The organism is Psychroserpens sp. XS_ASV72 (genome assembly GCF_041224425.1).
Taxonomy (GTDB): domain Bacteria; phylum Bacteroidota; class Bacteroidia; order Flavobacteriales; family Flavobacteriaceae; genus Psychroserpens.
Genome location: NZ_JBGFGL010000080.1, coordinates 16,745 through 43,208 on the forward strand (window position 1 = coordinate 16,745; position 26,464 = coordinate 43,208).

20 protein-coding genes and 1 tRNA gene are annotated in these 26,464 nt (G+C 36.1%); 15 read left to right on the plus strand and 6 right to left on the minus strand.

Annotated elements, in window-relative coordinates:
• Positions 1-298: 298 nt before the first annotated feature.
• Together AB9K26_RS11015 and AB9K26_RS11020 are read left to right on the plus strand one after the other, a co-directional pair.
• Entirely contained in the window at positions 299-1,573 is a 1,275-nt protein-coding gene (locus AB9K26_RS11015) for a ribonucleotide-diphosphate reductase subunit beta (RefSeq protein ID WP_369972609.1), read from the plus strand.
• Positions 1,574-1,576: 3 nt separating this feature from the next.
• Positions 1,577-3,361, plus strand: coding sequence for a ribonucleoside-diphosphate reductase subunit alpha (locus AB9K26_RS11020; RefSeq protein ID WP_369972610.1), 1,785 nt, complete (start codon positions 1,577-1,579; stop codon positions 3,359-3,361).
• A 56-nt stretch (positions 3,362-3,417) separates the two neighbouring features.
• Here the strand turns inward: AB9K26_RS11020 and AB9K26_RS11025 are convergent.
• The 3 genes from AB9K26_RS11025 to AB9K26_RS11035 form a co-directional block, all read right to left on the minus strand.
• A tRNA-Asn gene (locus AB9K26_RS11025) sits at positions 3,418-3,491 on the minus strand.
• An 88-nt stretch (positions 3,492-3,579) separates the two neighbouring features.
• Entirely contained in the window at positions 3,580-4,905 is a 1,326-nt protein-coding gene (gene rseP / locus AB9K26_RS11030) for an RIP metalloprotease RseP (protein WP_369972611.1), read from the minus strand.
• A gap of 73 nt (positions 4,906-4,978) precedes the next feature.
• Positions 4,979-6,910 (minus strand): M1 family aminopeptidase, encoded by a 1,932-nt coding sequence (locus AB9K26_RS11035; protein WP_369972612.1) that lies wholly within the window; start codon positions 6,908-6,910, stop codon positions 4,979-4,981.
• 112 nt (positions 6,911-7,022) lie between these two features.
• On the opposite strand from AB9K26_RS11035, the gene AB9K26_RS11040 reads away from it, so the two are divergent.
• The 4 genes from AB9K26_RS11040 to AB9K26_RS11055 all read left to right on the plus strand — a co-directional run bounded on the left by AB9K26_RS11040 (position 7,023) and on the right by AB9K26_RS11055 (position 10,233).
• On the plus strand, positions 7,023-7,691 hold the full coding sequence (locus tag AB9K26_RS11040; RefSeq protein WP_369972613.1) for an SCO family protein: 669 nt from the start codon (positions 7,023-7,025) through the stop codon (positions 7,689-7,691).
• Between the two features lie 72 nt (positions 7,692-7,763).
• Positions 7,764-7,997 carry a ferrous iron transport protein A gene (locus tag AB9K26_RS11045; protein ID WP_369972614.1) on the plus strand — a complete coding sequence of 78 codons (234 nt, stop codon included), beginning with the start codon at positions 7,764-7,766 and terminating at the stop codon, positions 7,995-7,997.
• Complete coding sequence (feoB, locus tag AB9K26_RS11050; protein ID WP_369972615.1) at positions 7,990-10,089, plus strand: ferrous iron transport protein B; 2,100 nt, start codon at positions 7,990-7,992, stop codon at positions 10,087-10,089. The genes AB9K26_RS11045 and feoB overlap by 8 nt, the downstream gene beginning before the upstream one ends.
• Positions 10,090-10,233, plus strand: a complete 144-nt coding sequence (locus AB9K26_RS11055) for a FeoB-associated Cys-rich membrane protein (RefSeq protein WP_369972616.1) — start codon at positions 10,090-10,092, stop codon at positions 10,231-10,233. It abuts the gene before it with no gap.
• Positions 10,234-10,241: 8 nt separating this feature from the next.
• Here the strand turns inward: AB9K26_RS11055 and AB9K26_RS11060 are convergent, their stop codons facing one another.
• Positions 10,242-12,269, minus strand: coding sequence for a prolyl oligopeptidase family serine peptidase (locus AB9K26_RS11060; RefSeq protein ID WP_369972617.1), 2,028 nt, complete (start codon positions 12,267-12,269; stop codon positions 10,242-10,244).
• A 93-nt stretch (positions 12,270-12,362) separates the two neighbouring features.
• On the opposite strand from AB9K26_RS11060, the gene AB9K26_RS11065 reads away from it, so the two are divergent.
• From AB9K26_RS11065 to AB9K26_RS11105, 9 genes are all read left to right on the plus strand, one after another.
• Positions 12,363-12,758 carry a hypothetical protein gene (locus AB9K26_RS11065; protein WP_369972618.1) on the plus strand — a complete coding sequence of 132 codons (396 nt, stop codon included), beginning with the start codon at positions 12,363-12,365 and terminating at the stop codon, positions 12,756-12,758.
• A 68-nt stretch (positions 12,759-12,826) separates the two neighbouring features.
• Entirely contained in the window at positions 12,827-17,155 is a 4,329-nt protein-coding gene (locus AB9K26_RS11070) for a CusA/CzcA family heavy metal efflux RND transporter (protein WP_369972619.1), read from the plus strand.
• Between the two features lie 11 nt (positions 17,156-17,166).
• Positions 17,167-18,300 carry an efflux RND transporter periplasmic adaptor subunit gene (locus AB9K26_RS11075; protein ID WP_369972620.1) on the plus strand — a complete coding sequence of 378 codons (1,134 nt, stop codon included), beginning with the start codon at positions 17,167-17,169 and terminating at the stop codon, positions 18,298-18,300.
• Positions 18,301-18,400: 100 nt separating this feature from the next.
• Positions 18,401-19,057, plus strand: a complete 657-nt coding sequence (locus tag AB9K26_RS11080; RefSeq protein ID WP_369972621.1) for a metal-dependent transcriptional regulator — start codon at positions 18,401-18,403, stop codon at positions 19,055-19,057.
• Positions 19,047-19,856, plus strand: a complete 810-nt coding sequence (locus AB9K26_RS11085) for a transporter (protein ID WP_369972622.1) — start codon at positions 19,047-19,049, stop codon at positions 19,854-19,856. The genes AB9K26_RS11080 and AB9K26_RS11085 overlap by 11 nt, the downstream gene beginning before the upstream one ends.
• Position 19,857: 1 nt before the next feature.
• Positions 19,858-20,769 (plus strand): metal ABC transporter solute-binding protein, Zn/Mn family, encoded by a 912-nt coding sequence (locus AB9K26_RS11090; RefSeq protein WP_369972623.1) that lies wholly within the window; start codon positions 19,858-19,860, stop codon positions 20,767-20,769.
• The gene (locus AB9K26_RS11095) at positions 20,769-21,506 is read left to right on the plus strand and encodes a metal ABC transporter ATP-binding protein (protein WP_369972624.1); all 738 of its coding nucleotides are present in this window, start codon (positions 20,769-20,771) and stop codon (positions 21,504-21,506) included. Before AB9K26_RS11090 ends, AB9K26_RS11095 begins: the two co-directional genes overlap by 1 nt.
• Complete coding sequence (locus tag AB9K26_RS11100; RefSeq protein WP_369972625.1) at positions 21,506-22,633, plus strand: metal ABC transporter permease; 1,128 nt, start codon at positions 21,506-21,508, stop codon at positions 22,631-22,633. The genes AB9K26_RS11095 and AB9K26_RS11100 overlap by 1 nt, the downstream gene beginning before the upstream one ends.
• Positions 22,626-23,786: a metal ABC transporter permease gene (locus AB9K26_RS11105; protein WP_369972626.1), complete on the plus strand. Its 1,161-nt coding sequence runs from the start codon at positions 22,626-22,628 to the stop codon at positions 23,784-23,786. Before AB9K26_RS11100 ends, AB9K26_RS11105 begins: the two co-directional genes overlap by 8 nt.
• Before the next feature lie 3 nt (positions 23,787-23,789).
• On the opposite strand, the gene AB9K26_RS11110 is transcribed toward AB9K26_RS11105, so the two are convergent.
• Positions 23,790-25,910, minus strand: coding sequence for a hypothetical protein (locus tag AB9K26_RS11110; RefSeq protein WP_369972627.1), 2,121 nt, complete (start codon positions 25,908-25,910; stop codon positions 23,790-23,792).
• 11 nt (positions 25,911-25,921) lie between these two features.
• Positions 25,922-26,464: an RNA polymerase sigma factor gene (locus AB9K26_RS11115; RefSeq protein WP_369972628.1), complete on the minus strand. Its 543-nt coding sequence runs from the start codon at positions 26,462-26,464 to the stop codon at positions 25,922-25,924.

A 26,464-nucleotide genomic window follows, 5' to 3' on the forward strand; every position in this document is an offset into this window, starting at 1 on the left:
ATATAGCTACATCGTACAGATTGAAAATTGTGAGCATTGTAAGCTATAGGCTTTCGCTTTTCTAAACCAAACATTAATAAATATTCTTAAAACATTAGTAAATACAAGGTTTTAAGCGTCTTTATTTAAAGTGAAACAATACTTTAGAAAGCAATAAAAAAAGACTTCGAAGATTAAGCGAACTAAAATTCTATGTTGATAAATTGTTAAGAAGAATGAACGTATCTATCCAAATCATATAGAAATATTTGCCACTTTTACACCACTGTTATCAAGTTAGATTCCAATACAAACTCTTATGGAAATTTTATATATCACTAAAAGAAATTTTAGCCGAAAGCCTTTTGAATTAAGCAAAATCACCAATGCTATTTTAAAAGCCATGAAAGCGGTTGGGCATGGTGAAGCTGCAGACGCACAATTGATAGCAAATGCTGTACATGATCAATTGCTTAAGCGCAAAACTGAAGATGCCGAATATGTGCCTACTGTAGAAGAAGTACAGGATGTTGTTGAAGACAAATTGATGTCCAGTGCATTTCACGATGTGGCAAAAGCCTATATTCTTTATAGAAACAAGCAAGCCTTGAGTCGTAAGAGTAATATTTTTGAAAAACGCGTAAATCTCAAGCCATACGAGTATCCACAACTTTACGAATATGTTCCAGCTATTCGTCATTCGTATTGGATTCATACAGAGTTTAATTTCACTAGTGATATTCAGGATTTTAAATCTAATTTAAGCAGTGTTGAAAAAAGTGCTATAAAAAACACCATGTTGGCCATTTCACAAATAGAAGTGGCTGTTAAAACATTTTGGGGAGACATCTATCACAGAATGCCAAAACCTGAAATTGGATCCGTTGGTGCAACCTTTGCTGAAAGTGAGGTTAGACACCACGATGCCTACTCGCACCTGCTCGAAATTTTGGGTTTGAACAAAGAGTTTGAAAAACTCAAGAAGAAACCGGTCATTATGAAACGTGTCCAGTATTTGGAAACCGCACTTAAAAATGCTAAAAGTGAGGACAACAAAGAGTATTCTGAGTCTATCTTACTCTTTTCATTATTCATTGAGCACGTATCCTTATTTTCTCAATTCTTGATTATTATGGCCTTCAACAAGCATAAAAATGTGCTTAAAGGAATCTCAAACGTAGTGGAAGCTACCTCTAAAGAAGAGCAAATACATGGTGATTTTGGTATTGAAATAATCAACATCATCAGAGATGAACATCCAGAGTGGTTTGATGAGGCTTACCATACTATGATTCAAGATATGTGTAAGGATGCCTTTTCTGCTGAAAGTAAAATTGTGGATTGGATATTCGAAGAAGGCGAATTAGAATTCCTTCCAAAAGATGTTGTTAATGAGTTTATCAAAAACCGATTCAACAATTCTTTGGAAAGCATCGGAATTTCCAAAGTATTCGAAATAAATGAAGACCTACTAGCACAAACCGAATGGTTTGATGATGAAATTATAGGAACTAAGCACGGCGATTTCTTCGTGAAGCGTTCCATCAACTATAGCAAAAGAACACAAAGTATAACTAGCGACGATTTATTTTAACCTATGGAGAACAAAACGACTGACCTACTTAAGTTACAAGAAGAGGAAAACATCACATCCAGAGATCTTCTAAACGCAAGAAAAGAATATTTAAACACTACAAACAAAGAAGAGGGTTTCCAATGGTTAAATGAATACAGCCAACAATTTTTGGCTTCGGGTTACCTAACTGAAGGCGTTACACCTAAGCAGCGTATTAGGGAAATTGCCGATAGAGCCGAACAAATCCTCAACATTCCTGGGTATTCCGACAAATTTTACAATTATATGTCTGAAGGGTTTTTCTCTTTAGCGTCTCCTGTATGGTCTAACTTTGGAAAAGAACGTGGTTTACCAATCAGTTGTTTTGGATCTCATATCGATGATGATATGGGTAACATTCTCTATACCCAATCTGAAGTAGGAATGATGTCTAAACTTGGAGGTGGAACTTCAGGTTATTTTGGTAAAATTCGCCATCGAGGTGCTCCTGTTAAAAATAACGGACAAGCATCTGGTGCTGTGCATATCATGCAATTGTTTGAATCTATGGTTGACGTGGTTAGTCAAGGTTCTGTTCGTCGCGGACGATTTTCCCCATATTTACCAATTGAACATCCAGATATAAAAGAATTCCTTGAGATTGGTACTGAAGGTAATCCAATCCAACAATTGACGCATGGCGTAACTGTTACCAGCAAGTGGATGCAGGAGATGATTGATGGTGATGTTGAAAAACGCACCACATGGGCTAAAGTGCTACAAAGTCGTGGCGAAATGGGTTATCCTTATGTTTTCTTTACAGATAATGCCAATGCTGGAAAACCAGAGGTTTATAAAAACAAGGATTTAAGTATTCATGCGAGTAATCTTTGTACTGAAATCATGCTGCCATCCAATGACAACTGGTCTTTTGTTTGTGTATTGTCAAGTATTAATGTATTACATTACGATAAGTGGAAAGATACAGATGCTGTTGAAACCATGATTTACTTCTTAGATGCTGTGATTACTGAATTTATAGAGAAATTAGAAGTGTATCGCGATTCTTCAGATCGTGAAGATCGTCAGACCTTCTTGTTTATGGAACGCGCTTATAATTTTGCCAAAGAAAATCGTGCGCTTGGTTTAGGTGTACTGGGATGGCACTCGTTATTGCAATCGAAAATGCATGCCTTCAATAGTCAAGAAGCGTTTAATTTAAATCGTGAAATTTTTAAAACCATTAAAGAACGTTCTTATAAAGCTTCTGAAAGACTAGCTGACAAATTTGGCGAACCTGAAGTATTGAAAGGCTATGGACGAAGAAATACAACTTTAAATGCTGTCGCGCCAACTACGTCTTCAGCGTTTATTTTAGGACAGGTATCTCAAGGTATCGAACCGATTTGGTCCAACATTTATGTGAAGGATATTGCAAAAATCAAGACGACCATCAAAAATCCTTTCCTCGAAGCATTATTGGAAGATAAAGGTCAGAATACCACTGAAGTTTGGAGAAGCATTAGAGATATGGATGGTTCTGTTCAGCACTTGGATTTCTTAACGGAAAACGAAAAAGAAGTGTTCAAAACCTATTCAGAGATAGATCAGATGGATGTCATTTACCAAGCAGCCAGTCGTCAGGAGTTTATTGATCAAGGACAATCGGTAAACATCATCGTTCATCCAGAGATGCCAGTGAAGGAAATCAACAACATTCATGTTACAGCATGGAAACTTGGTTTAAAATCCTTGTATTACCAACACAGTATGAATGCTGCACAAAAGTTTAAGCAGAAAAAGGCTTGTACAAGTTGTGAGGCCTAAAAACCAAATAATGATGCAAATAAAAAACCACTCAAAATATTGAGTGGTTTTTTTTGCTCCTCAGACTGGGCTCGAACCAGTGACCCTCTGATTAACAGTCAGATGCTCTAACCAACTGAGCTACTGAGGAGTGTTTTTCTTCGCTTAAGCGAGCGCAAATATATATTATTTTTTAGGTTTAGCAAACAAAAAAATTAAAAAATTAGTTTGTTATTTTACTAAATCCAGTCATTCAAATTGGCAAAAAGAACCAATGTAATCAAGATTACAAAACCTACTAATTGTGCACGTTCCAAGAACTTTTCACTAGGTTTTCTGCCAGAAATCATTTCATATAGCAGAAACATCACATGACCTCCATCTAAAGCTGGAATTGGCAATAGGTTAAGGACTCCAAGCATAATCGACAGAAATGCAGTCAATACCCAAAAAGCCTGCCAGCTCCATACACTTGGGAAAATACTGTAAATGGCCTTAAAACCTCCAACACCTTTATAAGCTCCTGTACTCGGATTGAAAATTGCTTTAAGCTGAGCACCATACTTCTTTAATGTATCTACAAAATCATGTGCTCCTGCCCCAAAACTTTCACCAAAAGTATAGGTCTTAGTGGCAATATCGTAATAGCCCAATTCTGCAAAGCGATCATCATCAATAGCTGGCCTAAAACCAAACCTTCCTTTTTCATCTACCTTAAGCTGTCTAGTAATTGTTTCTTCACCTCTTAAAAGCTCTACATCAACATTTTCATTTTTATAATCTGTCATTAAGGAATCTAATTGGTCAAAATACCTTAAAGGTTTCCCATCAATCTTTGTAATGATATCCTCAACCTTTATATCTGCTGATTTATTTTGTGAAGAATCAGAAATGACACCAACCATAAAAGGAATACGTCTTTCAAAAAGACTCCTATCATCAGAAGATGATAGCTGGCCTAAAAAATCTTCCGGGAGTTGAATTTTTTCTTCCTTTCCGTTTCTACTAATTGTAATGGATTCAGCACCAATAATATTTGAACGCACATCATAATCATTAACCACTTCCAAGTCATTTACTTTTAAAACCTTGTCTCCAGTTTTAAATCCGATATCCGTAAGTATTTTGTTTTCTACCCAATAGCCATCTTCCAAACTACTAACCTTAACGGTTTTATCGCCATATACGAAAGCTATAAAAACATAAATGACATAAGCTAAAATGAAATTCACCGTAACACCACCAAGCATAATGATTAATCGCTGCCAAGCTGGTTTTGAACGGAATTCCCAAGGCTGTGCAGGTTGTGCCATTTGTTCTTTGTCCATGCTCTCGTCAATCATTCCTGCAATCTTCACATAACCTCCTAGTGGCAACCAACCTATACCATAAACCGTTTCTCCTATTTTCTTTTTGAACAGGGAAAATTTAATATCAAAAAACAAATAAAATTTCTCAACTCTGGTTTTAAATGCTTTGGCAGGTATAAAATGGCCTAGCTCGTGAAGTACAATCAAAAGGGAAAGGCTCAATAAAAATTGTGATATTCGTATTACAAACTCCATGTGTCTTGTCAAAATTTCAAGGCACAAAAATAGTGTTTTGTAAGCATTTAGAAAACTATATTAGGAGTAATGGCTATTTTTTTAACAGCCTTTTATTAATAATGCCTTCACTTGTTTCCAACTGAATTAAAATCAAACCATCAGCAAAGTTTGAAAGATCTATTTGTTCGGTCCATTCAGATTCTAAAAGTAATTGACCAAGTGTATTATGCATTTTAATGGATTTCACTTGAAGCGCTTCAGGTTTTTTAAGGTTGATAACACCTGAGGTCGGATTAGGATAGATCTGAAATGATTCAATTTGATACGTATTCAGACTTAAGACATCATTATTTCTAGAAATAAGATCAAATTCTGGGTCGAATAAGATAGTCTGCACTTCAAAAGCTACTGTTTCCGTAAATAATTGACCATTGGAGCTATGATCTAAAACCAAATCCTGAGTTTCACCTAGTGTTCCGATCAATCGAATCGGAACTGGTGCTTCAAAAAAATCGACAGAGGAATGGCTTTGTGTTTGCGATAATTGAATATTAATCTCATTTGCTGAAACCTGATTCCAATTCACCGTATAACTAGGATATCCCTCATTATACAACCAATCATCAAAAAACTCGGTTAAATCTTCTCCTGAAGAAGCTTCAACAATACTTATAAAATCTTCAGTTTTAGCATAAGCATAAGCATGCTCTGGAGTTGTTAAATAGGTTTGTAATGCTTGGAAAAAGTTGACATCGCCTAATTTTTTTCGCAGCATATGTAAAACCATCGCGCCTTTGTTATAGCTTAATCGTCCACTAAAAATTCGACTTACACTCAGTGTATCTACATCTGATAAATAGACTGCTCCTCCTGGATATGAGGTTATGGAGTTGTTCACCTGTTGTTTCCAAGTTCTAAAAACATCGTTGCCATCTAAGTTTTCATAAACCAAACCAGATAAATACGTTGCAAAACCTTCATTTAACCAAATATCTTTCCAGCTTCCACAGGTGATTTTATTTCCAAACCATTGATGTGCTAATTCATGGGCAATTAGATTTCTTCCATAGCTACCCATAAAAGATACTGTGGTATGTTCCATGCCTCCTCCAAATCCGAATTGTGCATGACCATATTTTTCATCTTCAAATGGATATGGTTCAAACAAATTAATGAACAAATTCATGATATCAACCGTTACTGGAGTACTCGCCTGAGCTGAAGCAAAACTTTCAGGATACACATAATTTACAATATCGAATGGATTTCCATTATTCGGAACTTGGTGTGAATACACTTGATAATTGGTTACAGCAATTGCTATGAGATATGCTGGAATCGGGTAACGGTGTTTGTAATGTGTCGTTTTCTCATTGCCATTTACCACTTGACTCAGTTCCAATCCATTGGAAACAGCAACATATTCTTCGTTAGATGGATTGAATTGAGGCGAAGTAATTATCACATCTACAGAATCAATCTTATCAATCAAATCTTGCTTACAAGGCCACCAAGCTTTGGCTCCATAAGGTTCAGACAAGGTCCATATGGTCGGATCTCCATTATGGGTTTGCTGAACAAAAGACCCAAATCCAGAAGTTACTGGGTTTCCCGAATAACTAATTGTAAGAGAATCTAATACATTAGCAGATTGAACCAAAGGAAGTGTAATCACCAACTCATCGTTTGCGTTTTGGGTAAACGCTAAACTATTACCTCTTTGCATGACTTGCGAAACGGTCATATTATCTGCTAAATCAAAAGTAATTTGAGTCATGTCTTCCTTAGCCACAAAATAACTAGTGACATCGCCACTGATGAATGCTACGGAAGGGTCTATATTTACATCCAGTCTATGATAACGCAAATCATAATTTCCAGTATTCAGATTAGCACGGAACATCATTTGATTCAATGCCGATTTTGCTTCTGCTATCCTAACCTCTTCAAGAATCTTGTCAAGATCTTGGGCAAAAACATTACAACTGAACAAAAAACCGATAAAAAACAAGGTAAGTCTCATGAGTGAAATTTTCTTTTCTTTAAGCAATATGGCTTGTTAAATGTACTGATTTTGTAACAAATGTGTCGTATTTTTGCATTTCAATCTTGTAACTTGCCTTAAAAATTCAACCATGCTTAGGTTTTTTAAACAATTGAAATTCTTTTTCATTGCCTTAATTGTTCTGTCGGCTATTATCATCTTAGTGTTTTATAACATTCTTGATGTCGAGAAGCCATTGCCGATATACCAACCCAACCGAATTGATGCTTCCTTGGTGGACAGTTCTATTCAGCACAAAAAGAAATATCACACCATTGCCGATTTCAAACTTATCAATCAAAATGGTGACACGATAACCCAAGACACCTACGAAGACAAAATTTATGTTGCCGATTTCTTTTTCACGACCTGTCAAACTATTTGTCCGATAATGACCGACCAAATGCATCGTGTTCAAGAGGAAATCAAAGATGATGATGAGATTATGCTACTTTCACATTCTGTGACTCCTGAAATTGATTCTGTTGAACAATTGAAGCGGTATGCTATCGAAAAAGGCGTATTAGATCAAAAATGGAATCTCGTTACAGGTGACCGTAAACAGATTTATGACTTGGCAAGGAAATCTTATCTCGTTGTTAAGCATGACGATTCTGAAGATTATGGGATGGTGCATACCGAAAACTTTGCACTTATTGACAAGAAAAGACAAATTAGAGGTATTTATAATGGCGTGAGTCCGACTTCTGTAGACTCACTTTTACAAGATATCCAAAAGCTTAAAAAAGAATACCAATAGTTTTGGGCTCACAATTTCATTAGGTTGAAATTTTCACTTATTTTTGCTTCTTTAAAATCAATCTAAATAAGCTTGCAGGTCACATTAGCGGACATAAAAAAGGGACAAATAGGCATTATTGCTGATGTTTCGTCTATTCATATTCCACTAAAACTTTTGGAAATGGGTTGTCTTCCAGGAAATGAAGTCGAGCTTTTGCAAGTCGCACCATTTGCTGATCCTATGTATCTCAATATCAACGGAACGCATCTGGCTATTAGAAAGGAAACTGCAATTCATATATTAATCGACATTACCAATGCCTAAACAAATTAATGTCGCACTTATCGGAAATCCGAATACAGGAAAAACCTCTGTTTTTAATGCGCTTACGGGTTTAAACCAAAAAGTAGGGAACTATCCTGGAATAACCGTTGAAAAAAAGGAAGGCATTTGTAAGTTGCCGAGAGGTCTCAAAGCCCATATTATTGATCTTCCTGGAACATATAGCTTAAATGCCTCTTCACTTGATGAAAATGTAGTAATTGAACTACTTCTTAATAAGAAAGACAAAGATTTTCCAGATGTAGCTGTTGTGGTTAGTGATGTTGAAAATTTGAAACGCAACCTTTTATTGTTTACCCAAATCAAGGATTTGGAGATACCAACCATTCTGGTCATTAATATGTCTGACCGAATGAAATATAAAGGCATTTCTTTGGACATTCCTTATTTGGAAGAAACTTTAAATACCAAAATAGCTCTTATTAGTACTCGAAAAAATACTGGTATTCAAAGCCTAAAAGATCTAATTGCCAAATATCAGGAACTTCCAACAAAACCTTGTTTGAATGCTTCTGATATTGATCGTGCTTATTTTGACAAGCTGAACAAAGCCTATCCTAATCAATTGCCTTATAAATTATGGTTGGTCATTACCCAAGATGTCAATTTTGGAAAAACCAATCGCCAGGAAATGGAAGACATCCATAGCTTTAAAACTAAAAGCAATGCAGATATTAAACGCTTACAGCAAAAGGAAATCATCAAACGCTATCAATTCATAAATGACACCCTTAAAAAAGGACAAACCATAGACCTTAAGTCGGCAAAGGATTTAAGAATCCGACTAGATCGAATCTTAACACATAAAGTTTGGGGCTATCTTATCTTTTTTATCATATTACTGACCATCTTCCAAGCTATTTATGATTGGGCAGAAGTCCCTATGGATTTGATAGACACTGCCTTCGCTTCATTGAGCGAATGGACAAAAAACAGTTTGCCTGAAGGTGCTTTTACCAATTTGATTGCTGAAGGTATTATTCCTGGATTAGGTGGTATTGTTATTTTCATACCTCAAATTGCTTTTTTATTCTTGTTTATTTCTGTTTTGGAAGAAAGTGGCTATATGAGCCGTGTGGTCTTTTTGATGGATCGTGTGATGCGTCGCTTCGGATTGAGCGGAAAAAGTGTCGTTCCATTGATTTCAGGAACAGCATGTGCCATTCCAGCGATTATGGCAACCAGAAATATTGAAAGTTGGAAAGAACGCTTAATCACCATTTTGGTAACACCATTTACAACTTGTTCAGCCAGATTACCAGTCTATTTAATTATCATTTCATTGGTGATTCCGCAAGGTCGTTTTTTGGGTCTTAGCTACCAAGCCTTAACCTTAATGCTATTATACCTCATCGGTTTTGGAGCTGCTGTAGGTTCAGCGTATATTTTGAATAAGGTTTTAAAGATTAGAAGCAAAAGTTTTTTTGTGGTTGAAATGCCTAATTACAAACTACCATTATTTAAAAATGTAGCTTTAACTGTTGTTGAGAAAACCAAATCTTTTGTGTTTGGAGCAGGTAAAATCATTCTTGCAATTTCAATCGTGCTTTGGTTTTTAGCTTCTTATGGTCCAGGAGAAGCATTTAATAATGCTGAAGACATTGTGAGAACAGAATATGCTTCCGAAAATCTTTCAGAAGAGGAATTACAACAAAAAATTGCTTCCCAAAAACTAGAACATTCGTTTATTGGTATCACTGGTCGTGCCATTGAACCTGTCATAAGACCTTTAGGTTACGATTGGAAAATTGGAATTGCCATCGTCAGTTCCTTTGCTGCCAGAGAGGTTTTCGTCGGAACATTAGCCACTATTTACAGTGTTGGAAGTGATGAGGAAGACACCATAAAAAACAGAATGGCTGGAGAAGTGAATCCTATTTTGGGCGGACCGTTATTCAATTTTGCAAGTGGTATTTCCTTATTGCTGTTTTATGCGTTTGCCATGCAGTGCATGAGTACTTTAGCCATTGTCAAACGGGAAACCAATAGCTGGAAATGGCCTACGCTCCAGCTTGTGGTTATGAGTGCTTTTGCTTATATTATTGCATTAATCGCCTTTCAATTACTCAAATAAATGAATACAATCATCCAAAATATACTTGTCTTCATTACTTTGGCTTTAGCGCTTCAATATCTCATTCGCAAGTTCGTTTTGCCGACACGAAAAACACCTTCTTCTAAGGGTTGTAGTGACAATGACAGTTGTGGTTGTCATTAACAAGCCTCCTATTTATCATACTTTTTAAACCAAGCTAAGGTGTGTGCCACTTTGCTAATCAAATTACTTGGTTTGCCAGCGATATTGTGATATGAATTTGGTATTTCGACCAAAACGGTTTCAATTTTTCGCAACTTTAAAGCATGGTATAATTGTTTTGCTTCACTTGGAGGCGTTCGTAAATCATTCATACCAACCATAACCATCGTAGGTGTTTCAATGTTTCCAACTAGAGAAATTGGGGAAAACTTCCAATAGTTTTCAAAGTTTTCCCATGGTTGACCAGGATAACGTGTATCTGCGTAATAAAAATAATTATCGGCCACTAAAGTTTTACTGATCCAATTCATTACTGGCTTTACAACTGCAGCAGCCTTAAAACGGTTATTTTTTCCAATCATCCAAGCAGTCATAATGCCTCCTGCACTTCCGCCAGCAACAAACAATCTATTGTTATCTGCAATACCCTTTTGAACCAAATAATCCACACCATCCATCACATCGTTATAATCTTGCCCTGGATAATTGTTTTTTAATAAATTCCCAAACTTCTCGCCATAACTTGTACTTCCTCTTGGGTTTGGATAAAATACGACGTAACCTGCTGCAGCATACAATTGAATTTCTGCCGTGAAGCGATCACCATAATTTAGGATTGGTCCACCATGGTTTTCAACCAACAACGGATAGCTTTTTGAATCGTCATAAAATGGTGGTTTAACAATCCAGCCTTGTATATCTCTTCCGTCAAATGTGGATTTGTACCAAACTTCCTCAACCTTACCAAGTTGTCTTTGTCCAAGCACATCAGCATTTAAGTTGGTGATTAATTGTGGTTCTTTTTTGTTTTGCAAAACAGCCAATTCAGCTGGATATTCTGGTCGTGTTTGTGTAAAGGCCAACGTTCCACTTTTAGATACTGAATAGGAACCTGAGGCATAAGGTCTTCCAATGGTTGTGCCTCCAACATTATCAACTTTCTTAGTAATGTTCCCGCCTTTTGTGATATAACCTATTTTTGTGTTTCCTTTTTCATCATACATAAAATAAAGTCCCTTCCCAGAATCATCCCAAGTAATATTGGAAATACTTTCATCTAAATTTGATGATATGATTCTTCGGTTACTTCCGTCTGAATTCATAAGATGTAAAACGATATTTTGATGGTCTTGAACTTTATCCAAATAACCTAAAAACGCGACCGTTTTTCCATCAGGAGATACTTGAGGCGAATAATCTGGTCCGTCTTGTGTGGTCAATACTGTGATTTTTTTAGTATCGACATTAACTTTATAAATCTCACTATTCCTGAATCTATATTCCCAATCCTCCACTCTATTGGCAGAGAAATAAATCTCTTTTCCATCAGGTGAAAAGGACAAATTACTATTGTGATCATAATCGCCTGAAGTTAGTTGTCTTGCTGAACCGCCTTCAGAAGGAAGGATGAAAATATGTGTAAATCCTGGTTCCATATAACCTCGCCCATCAGCTTCGTGTTTTAGTCTATCTGTAATTCTTGCTGCATCAGCCCATTTTGCGCCTTTAGGTTTAGAAGGCATCTCGGCAACAACAGGTGGTTTTTGGGACACAAACATGGTAAATGCCAATTGGGTTCCATCTGGTGACCAAGTCAGGTTTCCAGGCGATTTTTCCAATTGCGATAGTTTGGCTATTTGACCTGTTTTAACCCAATACATATAAATTTCAGAACCTTCATCTGTAGCGCTCGTAAAAGCAATTCTATCACCTGATGGTGACCAGCAAGCTTGTGATTCTCCAACTTCCCTAGAGGTCAATTTTCGGTGAGAAGAACCATCTGCATTGATAATCCAAAGATTCCCTCTAGAATTATCCTTCATGATATCAAAACCACTTCTTCGGTAAACAATTTGAGTTCCGTCAGGAGAGATTTGTGGGTCACTAACCCATTCCAAATCAAACACATCTAATGGCTGAAACGGTGATTTTTGGGTTTGTGCTAAGCTTAATTGAAAAAAAAACACCAAAAAAAACAAGGAGCAAAATCGATACATACTATGAAGATTAAATTAAGACTGTGAAATTACTAATAATTTGGTGAAACTAACTTGAAGTCAGTCTAAGCATTTTTTATTAACTTTGAGGAAGTGAATAATCTGTTTTCCATAGTATTATCTTCATTATTACTTATACAAAGTTTTAATATTAGTTTTAATGATATTGTTCAATTAGATGAACTGATTGAACACGCCCAATATCATAAAGCTAAATATGGTGATAATTTTTTTGTCTTTATTTCCAAGCATTATGGTGAGCTAAAAAATGATCATAATGACCATAAAGAAAAAGGTCATGACCATCAAGAATTACCATTTCAAAACTGTGACCATATTGTTCCTATATCATTATTTGTGATTGAAAACCAGGCTCTGGAAACAGTCGCTTTTCAGATTATTGAATCTAGAAACACAAGTTATATTTATTTAGATCCTTTTTCTACACTTCACAAAGAAGGATTGCTGCAACCGCCTAAGCACGTATAATTCATTTTATCGAGTCTTTTTTTCTGCTTTTATCTCTTAGCAGATGTATACTTTTATCTCAATGAATTATGCTTTCACATATTATAAAGTTTAGCTTAAAGAACAAGTTTATTGTTCTCCTATTTACGGTATTTATTATTGGTTTCGGGTTGTTTTCGTTATCACAAATTCCTATTGGTGCCGTTCCAGACGTTACCAATAATCAAGTTCAGGTCATTACCACATCTCGAAATCTTTCCACGCAGGATATGGAACAGTTTATTACCTATCCTATCGAGTTGGAAATGGCCAACCTTCCTGGAGTAGAAGAAATCCGATCAGTCTCAAAGTTTGGATTATCAGTGGTCACTATTGTATTTAATGACGACGTTGGAACTTATTTACCTCGTCAACTTATTGCTGAAAAAATCAAGTCAGCATCTGAAAAAATTCCTGAAGGATTTGGTTCTCCTGAAATGGGTCCAATAACTACAGGCTTAGGAGAAATCTATCAATACATTTTAGATGTTGAGCCCGAATACCAAGATCAGTATACTGCTCAAGACCTTCGAACCATTCAAGATTGGATTGTCAAACGTCAATTGTCTGGAATTCCTGGTGTGGTTGAAGTCAATACTTGGGGCGGATTTTTAAAGCAATATGAAGTAGCAATAAGTACCGAAAAACTCAATGCTATGAACATTACAGCGCAAGAGGTCTTTGCTGCTTTGGAAAGCAATAACAATGTTGCAGGAGGCGGTTACATCGAAAAGGTAAATCAAGCCTTTTTTATCAGAGGCGATGGTTTGGTGAACTCCATTCAGGATATTGAAAATATTGTCATAAAAAACAAGAACGGTGTTCCCGTTTACATCAAGGATATTGCTAAAGTAGGCTTTGGCAATGCAACGCGTTTTGGTGCCATCACTGGAAATGCTGAAGGTGAAAAAGTACTAGGTCAGGTCATGATGTTGAAAGGCGCCAACTCAAAACAGGTTATCGATGCCGTTAAGGAACGTGTCGCATCTATTTCAAAATCGTTACCTAAAGGTGTATATATTAACGCCTTTTTGGATCGTAGCGATCTAATAGGAAGAACAACGTTTACAGTTACTGAGAATTTAGTTCTAGGTTTCCTAATTGTTATTTTTGTAGTGGTCATCTTGTTGGGTAATTTGCGTTCTGGACTCGTTGTGGCTTCTGTCATTCCCTTGTGTTTACTTTTTGCCTTATCCTTTATGTATGTGTTTGGAGTAGATGCCAACTTGATGAGTTTAGGTGCTATTGATTTCGGAATCATCATCGATGGTGCTGTCATAATCGTTGAGTTCATTGCTTTTAGAATTACTCAAAAACATAGCGAACTGTCTAACATTGAAATTTCAAAAGTTCAAGCCTTAAAAGATGAAATTACATTTCATGGGGCTTCAAAAATGATGAACTCCGCTGTATTTGGCCAGCTCATTATCTTAATCGTCTTTATTCCAATACTTTCCTTGAGCGGTGTTGAAGGCAAGATGTTCAAGCCTATGGCATTAACCTTCAGTTTCGCACTCATTGGTGCTATGATTCTATGTTTTACCTATGTGCCTGTTGTAGCATCTGTTTTTCTAAAACCTAGCAAAACATCCAATCGCAATATTTCAGTGAAATTGATGAATTGGTTACATCGCATTTATGAGCCAACCATTCATTGGGCATTGCATAAAAAACCATTGGTTTTGGGTGTTGCAACTGTGCTATTGGGTGTTTCCATATACATGTTTTCAAAAATGGGAGGTGAATTTGTGCCAACTTTGGATGAAGGAGATTTTGTGATACAGCCTGTGCTAAAAACAGGAACATCGCTAAGTAAAACTGTTGAAATCACAACCGAAATTGAACGAATTCTCTTAGAAAATTTTCCAGAAGTGAAACAAGTTATCACTCGAATTGGTGCTGCCGAAGTTCCTACTGATCCAATGTCGATGGAAGAAAGTGATGTCATTATCGTATTGAAACCAAAAAGTGAATGGGTCTCAGCAGATTCTAAAGATGAATTGGCAAATCGGTTCAAGGAAGCTTTGAAAATCATTCCAGGAATGGAAGTTGAATTTACACAACCTATCGAAATGCGCTTTAATGAATTGATTACAGGTGTGAGATCTGACATTGCCATTAAGGTCTTCGGAGAAGATTTAAATATTCTTTCAAAAAAAGGCGATGAAATTAAATCCTTAATTAAAGAGGTGAAAGGTGCTGCAGATATTTCCGTAGAAAAAATTGATGGGCTTCCTCAAATGAATGTAAAATATGATCGTCAAAAAATCGCACGTTATGGAATCAATATTCAAGACCTCAACCAAATGGTTTCAATGGGATTTGCAGGTAAATCCGTAGGAAGTGTTTTTGAAGGCGAAAAACGTTTTGATCTCGTGGTTCGGCTTGATGCCTCCAAACGAAAATCTATTGACAATCTTAAAAATCTGTATGTAGATCTGCCTAATGGTGGCAAAATCCCACTCGATGAATTAGCAAGCATCACCTATCAGAAAGGTGCCGCGAAAATATCAAGAGATGATACTAGAAGACGCATTGTGGTTGGTATTAATGTTCGTGACAGAGATTTGGAATCGGTTGTTGAGGATGTTCAAAACCTTATTGATAAAAACCTCAGCCTACCTGTTGGTTATACCATTAGCTATGGAGGTCAATTTCAAAATTTACAGAACGCTAAGGAACGCCTGTTAGTGGCTGTTCCTATTGCCTTAGTACTTATTTTTATCATGCTCTATTTTGCTTTTAAATCGGTTAAAGACGCACTTTTGATTTACTCTGCAATTCCACTAGCTGCAGTTGGAGGTGTCTTGTTTTTATGGTTAAGAGATATGCCTTTTAGTATTTCGGCTGGTGTTGGATTTATAGCACTTTTTGGGATTGCTGTTTTGAATGGTATTGTACTTATAGAACATTTCAAGGAATTAAAACACAAAGAATTTGACTCTATAGAAGACTTAATCAAAGAAGGTACTAAAGATCGCTTACGAGCTGTATTGTTAACTGCTACAGCTGCAGCATTAGGATTTTTGCCAATGGCTGTGTCGACCAATGCAGGTGCTGAAGTACAACGTCCTTTGGCAACCGTTGTTATTGGTGGTTTAATTACAGCTACACTTCTGACCTTAGTCGTTCTTCCTGTGCTCTATGCCTATTTTAATGATTTTAAAAAGAAACGTTTTAAATTCAGAAAAAGCCAAGTAACAATTATAGTCATTTTATGTCTTAGCTCTACAACTGTTTTTGGGCAAGAGGACTCAAAAAATTTAGATGAATTGATTGACTTAGCCATAGAAAACAATGCTGGATTACAAGCCTCTAAACTAAAAGTTGAACAATCAGATATCTTAATCAACTCTGCATTTGATTTAGACAAAACTCAAATCTACTATTCGTATGATGAAAATAATTTAGCGCTTAACAACAAACCTATAAATGTATTTGGTATTCAACAGGACTTTAACTTCCCGACTTTTTATTTTGCTTCAAAAAAAGCGAATCAAGCAAGATTCAATGTGGAACAGTCTCATTATGGCATCAAGGAAAAAGCAATAAAATATGAGGTCACCTCAAATTATTATCAGTATTTGTATGAATTGGAAAAAGAACGTTTGTATGCTCAATTGGATAGTTTGTATCAAAACTTTTCCGCTATTGCCAACAGGCGTTTTGAATTGGGTGAAACCAATTATTTAGAGAAAATTACAGCTGAATCCAAACAGAAACAGATTCATCTAAATTTGATAGATGCCAAACAAGACGTTCAAATCGCCTATAATAAGTTAAAGGCTGTTGTACAAAGTGAAGATTCCCTTGTTATCAACTCGCAACCTCTTGTGAAAGTGCAACGTCTAGAAGTTGATTTAGATTCAAGTCCGGAAATGCAATTTTACAAAAACAAGTCTTCGCTATTCCAAGCCCAAAGACGTGTGGAAACTCAAAAATTACTACCAGATATTACTGTAAATTATTTCCAAGGGACCAATTCTGGAATCAATTCCAATCTGATTGGGTATCAGTTCGGACTTAAAATTCCGTTGTTTTTCAATGCACAATCCTCAAGAATAAAAGCTGCTAGAATTGATCAGGATATCATCGAAGATGAATCTTACAATTATCAGATTCAGCTCAATTCTAAATATGAAACCTTGCTGAATCAACTGATGCAACAAGAAAAGGCTTTAGAGTATTTCGAAAACGAAGGCGAAACCCTTTCCAAAGAAATTCTTAAAACTAGTAATAGCAGTTTCAAAAATGGTGAAATCGACTTCTATCAATATATACTAAGTACGGATAATGCTTATGACATTCAATTGAATCATCTTAACAAGCTAAACGATTTCAACCAAACCGTTTTAAAACTCAATTATTTAACCTTATAAACTACATCGTTATGATACGTTATAAATATACCATTTACACCATCTTATTTGCTACCATCTTAATAGGTTGTGGCAATACCAAAAAAGAAACAGATAACAACTCAAATACTGAAATTGACAATCGTATTGTAATTTCAAAAGCTCAGTTTGAAGCTTCTAAAATGCAATTCGGATCAACAGAAGAGAAGGCTTTTCCGATTTCTATTTCGGTGAATGGAATGATTGATGTACCACCAGAAAACAGAGCTATCATCAATTCAACAATGGGTGGATTCATCAAAACAACACATCTACTGGAAGGTGACCAAGTGAAAAAAGGACAAGCCTTGGTGACTCTTGAAAATCCAGAATTCGTCACCTTACAACAGGATTACATGGAGGTAAAAGGTCAGATAAGTTATTTAAAGGCTGAATTTGATCGTCAAAAAACCATGATGGATGAAAACATCACCTCTGAAAAAAATTATTTAAGAGCTGAAAGTAGTTATAAATCGGCTATGGCAAAATACTCAGGTTTAAGGAAACAACTCCTACTTTTAAATATATCTCCAGGTCGCGTTGAGAACGGTTCAATAACCTCTGTGATTACTTTATATTCTCCAATTGAAGGTAGTGTATCCAAAGTTAATGTTTCAAAAGGTTCTTATGTATCTCCTGCTGTAACCATTATTGAAATAGTAGACAACAGCCATATCCATCTGGAACTTTCCGTATTTGAAAAAGATATTCTACAGATAAAGAAGGGGCAAAATATTCGTTTTAAAATCCCTGAAGCTTCTGATGAAACCTATGACGCTGAAGTATATTTGGTAGGAACGGTTATTCAAGACAACAGAACAATAAAAGTGCATGGACACCCTAAAGATGATTCAAGACATTTTCTAACAGGTATGTTTGTTAATGCTGACATCATTATTAACAATAAAAATGCTGTGGTATTGCCTGAAACAGCTGTTGTAGAAGTAGATAATGAAAACTATATTTTGACTTTAGATGAAGAAGATGAAAATCAATACTATTTCAATCAGCAAAAGGTTGATGTTGGTACTACAGTTGATGGTCTTACGGAACTGAAAAATAGTTCCAATATTAAAAATGCAGATAAAATACTAAGTAAAGGTGCATTTAGCCTGATTGGCATCTAAGACTAATACGTAGTTTAAACAATAAGTTTTATTTTTAAATATTTTAGTTACCTTTGTAAAAATTTTAAGTTAACTTAAAAATTAATTAAAGTAACTAAAAATGTCAGTAGCAATTGAAAACTTTATAAAGGCCATCTACAATAATGATAGTCACGATATAAAGGACACCAAACCGGGAAATATTGCCAAACAGCTTGGCATTTCGAGCGCAGCTGCAACAGATATGGCTAAAAAATTGGCCACTAAGAATTTGCTGCACTATGAAAAATACCAAGCTTTACAACTTACGGACAAGGGCACAAAAATGGCGCTCAACGTGGTGAGAAAGCATCGGCTTTGGGAAGCATTTTTGTTTAAAATGTTTGATATGTCCTTGCATGATATCCATCGTGAAGCTGAATTATTGGAACACCAAACCTCCGATTTACTCGCAGATAAAATCAGTGCCTATTTAGGACATCCAAAGTTTGATCCGCATGGTGATCCCATTCCGAATTCCAACGGAGAAATAACCACTGAAGATCATTCCATTGCGCTTGCCGATGCTAAGGAAGGACAAACCTATGTTATCTCTCGACTTATGAGTGACAACAAGGAATTCTTTGAGTTTTGTGCCTTAAATGATATCAAATATCGCAATACCATTACCGTTTCTAAGCAATTTATTACCAACAAAATGACCCAAATTACTATTGGCTCCAATACCATTGTCCTAAATCAGGATTTCACTAAAATTATTTATGTCGATGAAAAATAAACCTACTATAACTTCTTTGTTAATCTATTTGATAAGCCTTGTTTCTGTTGCTCAGAATACTTCAGAACCTACAGAAACAGAGCCTTTGGTTACAGATCGACCTGATGCCACAGAGTCTGCGACTACAATCTCGCCTGGTTTTATCCAGATTGAAACGGGAAGCTCTTATGAAAGTTTTAAAGAGAATTCAACCAAGTTCGAATCTTTTACGTTTAATACAACATTAGTTCGATTAGGTCTGTTGGACAATCTCGAATTCCGTTTAGGATGGGATTTTGTTGAAGGTCAGACTTCAATAAATAACAACAAATTAGATGATGTTTCAAGCGGCTTCAGTCCGTTGTTATTTGGAACCAAGATTGCCATATCGGAAGAAAAAGGAATTAGGCCACAAATGGCACTTCTAGGGCATTTATATTTACCTTTTTCCGCAGGTAATGATTACAAGCCAGAAACAACAGGAGTGGAATTCATTTTTGCTTTTGCTCATACCCTAAGCGAAAAATCAAGTTTAGGATATAACATAGGTGCAAATTGGCTTGATGATTCTGCTGAAGCTTCGTATCTCTATTCCATTTCCTACGGATATAGTATATCAGAAACGATTGGTGCCTATGCAGAAGTCTATGGCGATTTACCTGAAAACAATACCGCAAACCACTTTTGGGATGCTGGATTAACCTACCTTGTATCAAACAATTTACAATTCGATGCCACAGTAGGTTCAGGAATTACCGAAGGTCAAGATATCTTATTAAGTGCTGGTGTAAGCTTTAAAATCCCAACAAAACGCAATTAACATGAAAACAATACAACTTATTACAGCCATACTAATTTCCTTGGTTTTATTTGGATGCAAAAACGACAACTCATCCAATGGAAAGTTGAATGTCGTGACCACTACTACCATGATTACAGATTTGGTCAAGAATATTGGTGGTGACAACATTAATGTTGAAGGTTTAATGGGAAGTGGTGTTGATCCGCATCTCTACAAAGCCAGTGAAGGTGATGTAACCAAGCTCGTTAATGCAGATATTATCTTTTATAACGGTTTGCATTTAGAAGGCAAACTGGTAGAAGTCTTTGAGAAAATGAAAGGCAAAACACCTATTGCACTAGGAGAAAAATTAGACAAAAGCACATTAATTGGTTCCGATTATTTTGCCTCAAATTATGATCCACATGTCTGGTTTGATATCGATTACTTTATCAGTTTTGGAAATGAAGTATCTAGGGTTTTACAGGAAAATGATCCTGAAAATGCACAAATTTACGAGGAAAATTGGCAAAATTACTACAAACGACTCTTAAGTCTAAAGTCTGATATCAAGTTAAAAATTGAAGAATTACCAAAAGAAAAACGCATTTTAGTGACCGCTCATGATGCCTTTAATTACTTCGGAAAAGCTTACGATTTTGAAGTCGTTGGCTTACAAGGCTTATCAACGGCAACTGAAGCAGGTGTAAAAGATGTTCAGAAGTTATCTGCATTTATCATTGATAAAAAAATCAAAGCTATCTTTGTAGAAAGCTCAGTTCCAAAACGTACCATTGAAGCGCTACAAGCTGCCGTAAAATCGAAGGGTCATGATGTTGAAATTGGAGGCACCTTATACTCTGATGCACTTGGCGACCATGGAACCGTTGAGGGAACTTATATCGGAATGTTTGAATATAACGTAAACACGATTGTTAATGCCTTAAAATAATGAGTTCATCTATTGCCATAAAAGTTGACGATTTAACTGTTGCTTACAACTATAAACCTGTACTTTGGGATATTGATTTAGAAATCCCAGAAGGTGTGCTTATGGCAATTGTTGGTCCGAATGGTGCTGGTAAATCTACTCTTATTAAGGCTATTCTAGGTATTTTGAAACCTATTGCTGGTAGTGTTTCCATTTATGGCAAACCTTACAAGCAACAACGCAAATTAGTTGCATATGTACCTCAAAAAGGAAGTGTGGACTGGGATTTTCCAACCACTGCTTTAGATGTCGTGATGATGGGAACCTACGGCAGTCTAGGCTGGATCAAAAGACCTCGTCAAAAAGAAAAGAAAGCCGCCTTGGAAGCCCTAGAAAAAGTAGGCATGCTACCATTTAAAAACCGACAAATAAGTCAGTTGTCTGGCGGACAGCAACAACGAATTTTCCTAGCAAGAGCACTGGTTCAAGATGCTGCCATTTACTTTATGGATGAACCTTTTCAAGGAGTGGATGCTACAACCGAAATTGCCATTATTAACATTTTAAAGGAATTGCGTAAAGCTGGAAAAACTGTTGTGGTTGTGCATCACGATTTACAAACTGTTCCAGAATATTTTGATTGGGTGACCTTCTTAAACGTCAAAAAAATAGCCACAGGTCCGGTTAAGGATATCTTCAATGATGATAACCTGACGAAGACCTATGGTATCAATTATAAAGTTAGTATTCAAGAGTAATGGATATTCAAGAGTATTTCACTTTAGTGTTTTCTGATTACACCCTAAGAACCATCACCTTGGGTACTGCAATATTGGGAGCCGTTACTGGGATGCTGGGAAGCTTTGCTGTATTACGTAAACAAAGCCTATTGGGAGATGCCATTTCCCATGCTGCTTTACCAGGAATTGCTATAGCCTTTTTAATTACTGGAGCAAAAGACAGCAATACCTTGTTGTTAGGTGCTTTACTTAGCGGATTGGTTGGCACCTTTTGGATTCGAGGTATCATTACAAAAACCCATTTAAAATCGGATACAGCTTTAGGTTTGATCCTCTCTTTGTTTTTCGGTTTCGGAATGCTCCTACTCACCTTTATTCAAAAACAGCCCAATGCCAACCAAGCTGGACTTGATAAGTATTTATTCGGACAAGCGGCTACGTTAGTGGAAAGCGATGTGTGGATGATGGCTGTGGTTACCAGTATTTGTCTTTTGGTTTTGCTATTATTTTGGAAAGAGTTCAAGATTTTATTGTTTGATAAAGACTATGCTAAAACACTTGGTTTTAATACCAAATTTATTGATATCCTCATCACTAGTTTTATTGTACTTGCTATTGTTCTCGGACTTCAAACAGTTGGTGTCGTACTAATGAGTGCTATGCTTTTGGCTCCTGCAGCTGCGGCGCGTCAATGGACCAACAATTTGGCGAAAATGGTGTTTATTGCTGCTATTTTTGGAGCGCTTTCCGGTGTCTTCGGAACAGCCATCAGTGCTAGTCAGGATAATTTATCAACTGGACCAGTCATTGTAATCATTGCTGCTGTTTTTGTGTTCATTTCTTTTGTCTTCTCTCCTACTCGAGGCCTTTTGTTCAAACAAATTCGTATCATAAAAAACAGACGCGATCTTGAGTTGCATAAGACCTTAGCCTTCATGTATCACATTGCTGAAACCCATGATAATATTTCTCATCCACATGAGATTAAAATTTTGAATAATTTCCATGGTTTTACAAAAGGCACCTTGAAAAAATTAGTTGAAAAACACTATGTCACGCTTCAAGGATCTACTTGGAGTTTAACTAAAGAAGGCTTTGATTCAGCTGCAAATTTGTATAACCAATTATCTAAGAACGATGAGTAGCGCACAATTGGAAATACAACTTATTGCTAGTTTGGTCGCCATAGCTTGTGCCATTCCTGGAACTTTTCTGGTACTCAGAAAGATGGCCATGATTAGTGATGCCATTAGCCATTCTATTTTGCCTGGAATTGTTATTGGTTTTTTTATAACACAAGACCTCAACTCTCCTTTACTTATTCTTTTGGCTGCTGTCACTGGTGTCATTACTGTGGTTTTGGTGGAATATATTCAGAAAACCGGTTTGGTAAAAGAAGATACAGCCATAGGTTTGGTATTTCCTGTGTTGTTCAGTATAGGCGTTATCATGATTGCCAAAAATGCCAATGATGTGCATTTGGATATTGATGCCGTATTGCTTGGAGAATTGGCCTTTGCGCCTTTTGATCGTTTTTATATTTCTGGGATGGATGTTGGTCCGAAATCACTTTGGATCATTGGAAGCATTCTTATCATTACTCTAATCCTGCTATATGCCTTTTTCAAGGAATTAAAACTAAGCACATTTGACCAAGGGCTTTCAGCTTCACTGGGATTTTCGCCTATTTTGATTCATTATGGGTTAATGAGCGTCTCTTCAATCACAACCGTTGGCGCATTTGATGCTGTTGGTGCTATTTTGGTTGTTGCACTAATGATTGCACCTCCAGCTGCAGCTTATTTATTGACCACTGACCTAAAGAAAATGTTGATTATTTCAATTGTTTTTGGTGTCTTTAGTGCCATTTCAGGATATTGGTTTGCCCATTGGCTCGATGCGTCTATCGCTGGTTCTATTACAACTGTGCTTGGAACTCTGTTTTTGATAGTGTACTTGTTTGCACCAGATAAAGGTATCATTGCTGTGATGTATCGCGAAAAACAACAACGTACGGAAGTCTCTTTATTAACTTTCTTATTGCACTTGAAAAATCACGATGAAATCGAGGAACGTCATGTCAATCACCTTAATGAGCATATCAATTGGCAAAAGGTACGTTCAAAAACAGTATTGGATTTAGCCTTAAAGAATAACATGATTGAAATCGACAACCAAGTGGTTTCGTTAACTCCAAAAGGTGATGAATTTACAACTCAAGCTATAGATTATATCATCACCAACGAAGATGTTCAAATTGAAGACATGAAAGATGATTTCTTTTTGTTTAGAGGATAAAACTTATTCTATCAAGTTTTTCAAATCTTCTATTTTACTTTTGAATTCTTCCACACTCACTTCCTTAAAATTGAAATCTACATTAGGGTTTACCTCTGTTTGTGTTTCAATTACATCATAATACAACTTGCCTTCTTTTCTTTTAATAGCAACTAGGATGACTTGCTCGTTCTCAAGTACATTTTGAAAGTCATAAGCACCATTTCGATACCAACTTGGCAAAACAGAATTATAGGATTTGAATACCATACTCACGACTGCACCATCGGGATTTTTAATCTTCAGTTTGTATTTGATTCGTTTACTTCTCCCATTGATAAAACGGTCACAATTAATCCAACCCAAATTTGACGTTTTTAGCATATAATAATTAGTGACATCTCTTGAAGACAAGGTAGTATCACCTTCATCCTCTAGTCGTGTTAAGAAATCTTCTTCTGAAACACTTTCCCTTCCAGCAGAAAATCGCTGCTTAGGAACAATTCTCATGATCCTACTTGTTGTTGGCACTTTCAAACTATCCCAAGGTATCCGAATGACATGTCCTCCTCTGGTTATTGAATCGTCCTCTAGGATTTTGAACTTAGAATCGGTCATTTCAAAAAGCGATTTCCGTAGTATATATCGTGAATCATTTGAAGCATTTATTTCTCTGATAAGACGTTGTTTTTTATACTGCTCCCATTGTTCCAAAAATAAAGAATCTACTTGAAAATCTTTATCGTGCATGATCTCTCTAATGCGTTCAGTTATACCTCTACGAGTGACATAAATTGTGTCAAAATCCCTTGGGTTTAATTGTATTAATGAACTATCACGTGTAATGTTGCTACTTATTCCTTTATTATCAATAAAAAGATTAATAGGTAACGAATAAGGCACAGTAACGTTTCTGCCACGTTGCTTCCCAGGAATCATTTGAGGTAAAAGTCCAAGAACCCGATTAGCCTCTTGACTTAGGGTTGGGTGTGGTGCATTTGTTTGAATAAACCCAACATTACCATTGTTATCAATTTTAAAAAAACTGGTTAATCGTTGTTGTCCTGAGAGTCCAGTACCAAAGCCAATATCAGTATTAAAATTTCGGGTTATAAATTGTGAAATTGCTTCTTTAGTACATTGCTTCCTAGCATCGTTATCAATACTGTTTTCACAACCTGGAAATATGGGTGCTACCTCAACTACGTTAAATGGAACTTCAATTAAGCCTTCCTCTATTTCTATGTCTTCAATGAGCTCATCTGCCTGACTTTGCAAAGTCCAATTGATTGTATCATCATTCCATTGCCCATCAAACAATTGCATTCCTGGTTTTTTATCACTCGTAGGAAACATGATATCGATAGACGCATTTGGTCTTACATCAACTGAGGTGTCACCTTGTTTGGCTTCTATATAAAGCATGCCTCCAGTTTCTAATTGTTGATCGTTGGAAACGGTCGATAATTTTGCTAATAAAATATCTGAGAGTTCATAATATTCAGTCACATACAAATCGACAGGACCAGTAACAATAGATCCAGTATTTGGGTTTACAAAAGATTCTTTCTTGATATGCAATACAGTGCCTTCACTACAAGTTATTATCGTGTCTTTTTCCGTATTGATTTTGATTTTTTGGGCGCGCTTCTGGAGCTGTTTTTGGGTTGAACTCAAACTGCCATACGTTTGTTTTACTGCTGAAGTCACATAGGTGTCTTGAGATGAAGTTGTTTTTGTTGACTCATCTATTGTTATGGAATCCGTTTCGGTTTTTGATTTTGAAATAGGTATAGAATCAGATACTATAATCAAAGACTGTTTAGGTGGATCTTGACTATCATATGCTGTTTCCGAAGCTTTGAAAACCCAAACAACTAGCATGACCAAAGCTAATATTGCAACTAGAGAAACTCCTGAAATCTTTATCCATTTTCTTAAGTTGTAGGTTTGTTTTGCTTTTGAAATATCCTTTTTGACTTGAATTCTTTCCAAACCTTTTATAAAAACAACATGTTCCTCATAAAGGGCTTTAAAAGCAGAATCCTTTTGGATTTTTGATTCAAAATCCGTTCGGTCTTCTTGAGCCAATTCGTTATTTAAAAAGGCATTGATAAGGTCTATGTTTGTACTATTCGTTTCCATGCGATTTTAGATTAGGATTCTACTGATTTTAATTTGGTTTGGTAGATGTCTTTGGCTTTTTGTAAGCACTTGTACTTTTGGTTTTTCGCAATTTTTGAAGAATTAAATTGCATCACTTGAGCGATTTCCTTAAAAGACATCGCTTTGTGATAGAACAATTGCAGCAATTGTTGACATCGTTTTCCAATTTCTAAAAAAGCATGTTCGGCTATTTGGTACTTCTTTTCTTCTATGACATTCTGAAAGACTTGAACTTCATGACCATCAAGTTGATGCAGTTCTTTTTTTGTCATTTGCTTTTGAATATCAGACCACACAAACCTTGATACCGAGTATAGGTAAGTGTAAAATGAAGAGGTGAGTTTAAAATTTGACGATTCTAAATTTCGATTTAGAATAATAAGGGCTTCTTGAAACACATCATTAGCGTCTGCCTTATTGCCACCTTTTGAGAGAATGAGCTTCTCAATTCTCGGATAAAGCTGATACAGTTTTGCAAAGGCTTTATCGCGTTGACCGTTCTTAAAAAGTTTTAAAATGTCTTGATCACTCAT

Excerpts from the sequence above, each read along its gene's own strand:
- AB9K26_RS11015 (WP_369972609.1), top strand. The coding sequence starts at position 299 with ATGGAAATTTTATATATCACTAAAAGAAATTTTAGCCGAAAGCCTTTT.
- AB9K26_RS11020 (WP_369972610.1), top strand. The coding sequence starts at position 1,577 with ATGGAGAACAAAACGACTGACCTACTTAAGTTACAAGAAGAGGAAAAC.
- rseP (WP_369972611.1), bottom strand. The coding sequence starts at position 4,905 with ATGGAGTTTGTAATACGAATATCACAATTTTTATTGAGCCTTTCCCTT.
- AB9K26_RS11035 (WP_369972612.1), bottom strand. The coding sequence starts at position 6,910 with ATGAGACTTACCTTGTTTTTTATCGGTTTTTTGTTCAGTTGTAATGTT.
- AB9K26_RS11040 (WP_369972613.1), top strand. The coding sequence starts at position 7,023 with ATGCTTAGGTTTTTTAAACAATTGAAATTCTTTTTCATTGCCTTAATT.
- feoB (WP_369972615.1), top strand. The coding sequence starts at position 7,990 with ATGCCTAAACAAATTAATGTCGCACTTATCGGAAATCCGAATACAGGA.
- AB9K26_RS11055 (WP_369972616.1), top strand. The coding sequence starts at position 10,090 with ATGAATACAATCATCCAAAATATACTTGTCTTCATTACTTTGGCTTTA.
- AB9K26_RS11060 (WP_369972617.1), bottom strand. The coding sequence starts at position 12,269 with ATGTATCGATTTTGCTCCTTGTTTTTTTTGGTGTTTTTTTTTCAATTA.
- AB9K26_RS11070 (WP_369972619.1), top strand. The coding sequence starts at position 12,827 with ATGCTTTCACATATTATAAAGTTTAGCTTAAAGAACAAGTTTATTGTT.
- AB9K26_RS11075 (WP_369972620.1), top strand. The coding sequence starts at position 17,167 with ATGATACGTTATAAATATACCATTTACACCATCTTATTTGCTACCATC.
- AB9K26_RS11080 (WP_369972621.1), top strand. The coding sequence starts at position 18,401 with ATGTCAGTAGCAATTGAAAACTTTATAAAGGCCATCTACAATAATGAT.
- AB9K26_RS11085 (WP_369972622.1), top strand. The coding sequence starts at position 19,047 with ATGAAAAATAAACCTACTATAACTTCTTTGTTAATCTATTTGATAAGC.
- AB9K26_RS11090 (WP_369972623.1), top strand. The coding sequence starts at position 19,858 with ATGAAAACAATACAACTTATTACAGCCATACTAATTTCCTTGGTTTTA.
- AB9K26_RS11095 (WP_369972624.1), top strand. The coding sequence starts at position 20,769 with ATGAGTTCATCTATTGCCATAAAAGTTGACGATTTAACTGTTGCTTAC.
- AB9K26_RS11100 (WP_369972625.1), top strand. The coding sequence starts at position 21,506 with ATGGATATTCAAGAGTATTTCACTTTAGTGTTTTCTGATTACACCCTA.
- AB9K26_RS11105 (WP_369972626.1), top strand. The coding sequence starts at position 22,626 with ATGAGTAGCGCACAATTGGAAATACAACTTATTGCTAGTTTGGTCGCC.
- AB9K26_RS11110 (WP_369972627.1), bottom strand. The coding sequence starts at position 25,910 with ATGGAAACGAATAGTACAAACATAGACCTTATCAATGCCTTTTTAAAT.
- AB9K26_RS11115 (WP_369972628.1), bottom strand. The coding sequence starts at position 26,464 with ATGAGTGATCAAGACATTTTAAAACTTTTTAAGAACGGTCAACGCGAT.